Source organism: Peptoniphilus indolicus ATCC 29427, from assembly GCF_000227315.1.
Lineage (GTDB): Bacteria > Bacillota > Clostridia > Tissierellales > Peptoniphilaceae > Peptoniphilus > Peptoniphilus indolicus.
In genome coordinates this window covers 625,486-628,840 of the sequence record NZ_JH165061.1, presented here as the reverse complement: position 1 = coordinate 628,840, position 3,355 = coordinate 625,486, and the positions used below count along the sequence as shown (strand labels likewise).

The window sequence follows — 3,355 nt, the reverse complement described above, 5'->3', positions numbered from 1 at the left end:
ATTGCAAATACAGGTAACTTCTCTAAAGCAGCTGAGTTGTTATATGTTTCACAACCAACGCTTTCAAAATTTATAAGTTCTATGGAAAATAAACTGGGTGTAAAATTTTTTGAGAAAATTAATGGAAAATTTGTTCCAACCCCTTATGGTAAAGCTTATATTGAATATGGTCAAAAGATTCTGCAACTTGAATCTGAGCTAAAAAATAGCATAAATGATATATCTAATTTACGAAAAGGGACTCTATCTCTTGCAATTACACCTACTCGAGATTTATATATCTTGCCTTTAATTCTTCCTGAATTTAGAAAAGTCTATCCTAATTTTAATATAGATATTTTAGAGGAGAGTATAGACAAAATAGAGTCGTCTATTTTGGAAAATAAATCTAAAATTGGAATTTACATAGCTGATGAGCAAAATAAACATTTGCATTATGAAATTTTAGATGAGGAAGAAGTTGTAATCTGTGTTTGCAAGGATTTTAAATATATTGAGTTTGCAGAGAAGAAAGATGGTTTTAAATTTCCGTGGATTGACTTGAAACTTTTAAAAGACGAAACTTTTTTTATAAGCAATCCGAATACTGCTAAGCTCGGTAAGCTTTCAAAATTATATTTTTCAGAATGCAATATAGAGCCTAAAACTGTTGTAATAAAGAATATGGAAACTCGTCTTAGACTTGCCTCCATAGGTGAAGGTATTGCTTTTACATATGATATAGGTGAAAAGTTTTTTAAAAGTTTTGAGAAAACTCCGGTGTTTCTATCTATTGGAAATGTGAAACGTTGTAATAAATTTGTGGTTTCTTCTTTGAAAAATGTACATCTGGACAAGGCTCATTCTGATTTTATAAAAATAACTAAAGAGTTGTTAGGTTGTTATAAATAGCATTTTATTTGTTAGCAGACTTTACTACTATCGTGCCAACCCTACATTTTTATAGCTGCTTTGTTTTTACATTTTCGTTAGACGGGCGGGCCTCGCTTCTCTCGTGCCGCCCCTACATTCTTCCTTACCACATTTTATTTTAATATCTTTGTTACGCTGGTGGGTCTCGTTTCTCTCGTATTTCCTCTACGGTATACTGTTAAAACAAAAAATCCGATTCTTTCGAATCGGACTTTCTATTATATTTATTCTTACATCATACCCATTCCCGGGTTCATTGGCATTTGCGGTTCTTCTTTTGGTATTGAAGCAACTGCAGCTTCTGTTGTAAGAATCATTGATGCAACTGACGCTGCATTTTGCAGTGCTGATCTTGTTACTTTAGTTGGATCAACTATCCCTGCAGCTACCATATCCATATATTCTCCTGTGTAGGCATTATATCCTATGCCCGGTTTTTCAGCTTTTACTTTATCAGCTATAACTGAACCTTCAAGTCCTGCATTTTCTGCAATTTGTCTAACCGGTGCTTCTAAAGCTTTTAGAATTATTCCAACGCCTGTCTTTTCATCACCTTCAGATTCTTCGTAAAGTTTTTCTATAACTCCGATACAGTCCACAAGAACTGTTCCACCTCCGGCTACTATTCCTTCTTCTACTGCTGCTCTTGTAGCTGAAAGGGCATCTTCTATTCTAAGTTTTCTCTCTTTAAGTTCAACTTCTGTTGCCGCACCTACTTGTACTACTGCAACTCCACCTGAAAGTTTGGCAAGTCTTTCTTGTAATTTTTCTTTATCAAATTCTGAAGTTGTATCTTCTGCTTGAGCTTTTATTTGTTGTACTCTTGCAGCAAGGTCTTCTTTATTTCCTGCCCCGTCAACAATTACTGTCAAATCTTTTTCAACTCTAACTTTTTGAGCTTGCCCTAAAACTTCTATTGTCGCATCTTTTAAATCTTCTCCAAGATCTGAAGATACTACTTTACCACCTGTTAAAATGGCAATATCTTGTAGCATTTCCTTTCTTCTATCTCCATATCCGGGAGCTTTTACTCCCACTATGTTAAGAGTTCCTCTTAACTTATTTAATACTAAAGTAGCTAAGGCTTCACCTTCTATATCTTCAGCTATTACAAGTAATGGTTTTGATTGTTGAAGAACTTGTTCAAGAAGTGGAAGTAAATCTTGAATGTTTGTTATCTTTTTATCTGTAATAAGAATGTATGGATTTTCCATTTCAGCAACCATTTTTTCATTGTCTGTTACCATGTATGGAGATACATATCCTCTGTCAAATTGCATACCTTCTACAACTTCAAGGCTTGTTCCCATTGACTTAGATTCTTCAATAGTGATTACACCATCTTTACCAACTTTTTCCATTGCTTCAGCAATTAGTCTTCCAACTTCTTCATCTGCTGATGAATTTGCTGCAACTTGTGCTATAGCTTCTTTTGTCTCTACTGATCTTGAGAACTTTTTGATTTCTTCTACTGTTGTTTCAACTGCTTTTTTAATTCCCTTTTGTAGAACCATAGGATTTGCTCCGGCAGCTAAGTTTCTCATACCTTCTATTGTGATTGCTTGAGCTAAAAGTGTCGCTGTTGTAGTTCCGTCTCCGGCTACATCATTTGTCTTTGTAGCAACTTCCTTTAAAAGTTGTGCCCCCATATTTTCAAATTTATCTTCAAATTCAATTTCTCTGGCAATTGTAACCCCGTCATTTGTGATAAGCGGTGCACCATATTCTTTGTCAAGTATTACATTTCTTCCCTTTGGTCCAAGTGTAACTTTTACTGTATTTGAAAGCTTATTGATACCGTCAATAAGTCCTTTTCTAGCATCTTCTGAAAATTTAATTTCCTTTGCCATATTTCCTCCTTATTATGCTTTATTCAATTACCGCTAAAATATCTGTGTATTTTAGTATTGTGTATTTAACCTTTTCCAGCTCTACTTCTGTACCTGCATACTTAGAGAATATAACTTTATCTCCAACTTTTAATTCATCTTTTGTCTCTTCATCACTTGTAACTTTTTTTCCTATTGCCACAACTTCAGCTAAATTCGATTCTTCCTTTGCTGAATTTGGTAATACTATTCCCGATGCTGTTGTCTCTTCTTTTTCTACTTTTTTGATTACTATTTTGTCATCTAATGGTTTTAAAGTCATAATTACCTCCTTAATATTAGCACTCTTCCAGATCGAGTGCTTATATTCATATAATAATACAACAAATTTTGTTTTTCAAGTCCAAATTTTACCTTTTTTTACCTTTGATTTTATAATAATTTTTCTCTATATCATATATTATTTTTCTTTTATCACATAACCTTATTAGAAAATGTTTGACTTTTTCTTTTTTCTTTTTATAATTAATTTAATTAATACACTTGTTGGTGATATTTTAAAGGGGTGAGTCCAATGTACTAATTTTAATGCTATTTAAGGTATGTTATTTTCA

At 33.1% G+C, this 3,355-nt stretch carries 3 protein-coding genes; 1 reads left to right on the top strand and 2 read right to left on the bottom strand.

The features are described 5' to 3' along the window. The coding region (locus tag HMPREF9129_RS02830; RefSeq protein WP_004820158.1) for a LysR family transcriptional regulator at positions 1–891 on the top strand (891 nt) is incomplete at its 5' end. A 251-nt stretch (positions 892–1,142) separates the two neighbouring features. Here HMPREF9129_RS02830 and groL read toward each other — a convergent pair. Together groL and HMPREF9129_RS02820 are read right to left on the bottom strand one after the other, a co-directional pair. Then, the gene (groL, locus tag HMPREF9129_RS02825) at positions 1,143–2,762 is read right to left on the bottom strand and encodes a chaperonin GroEL (RefSeq protein ID WP_004820157.1); all 1,620 of its coding nucleotides are present in this window, start codon (positions 2,760–2,762) and stop codon (positions 1,143–1,145) included. Positions 2,763–2,781: 19 nt separating this feature from the next. Then, complete coding sequence (locus tag HMPREF9129_RS02820) at positions 2,782–3,063, bottom strand: co-chaperone GroES (protein ID WP_004820155.1); 282 nt, start codon at positions 3,061–3,063, stop codon at positions 2,782–2,784. Positions 3,064–3,355: the final 292 nt, after the last annotated feature.

Coding starts and splice junctions, on each gene's coding strand:
- groL (WP_004820157.1), bottom strand. CDS start 2,762: ATGGCAAAGGAAATTAAATTTTCAGAAGATGCTAGAAAAGGACTTATT.
- HMPREF9129_RS02820 (WP_004820155.1), bottom strand. CDS start 3,063: ATGACTTTAAAACCATTAGATGACAAAATAGTAATCAAAAAAGTAGAA.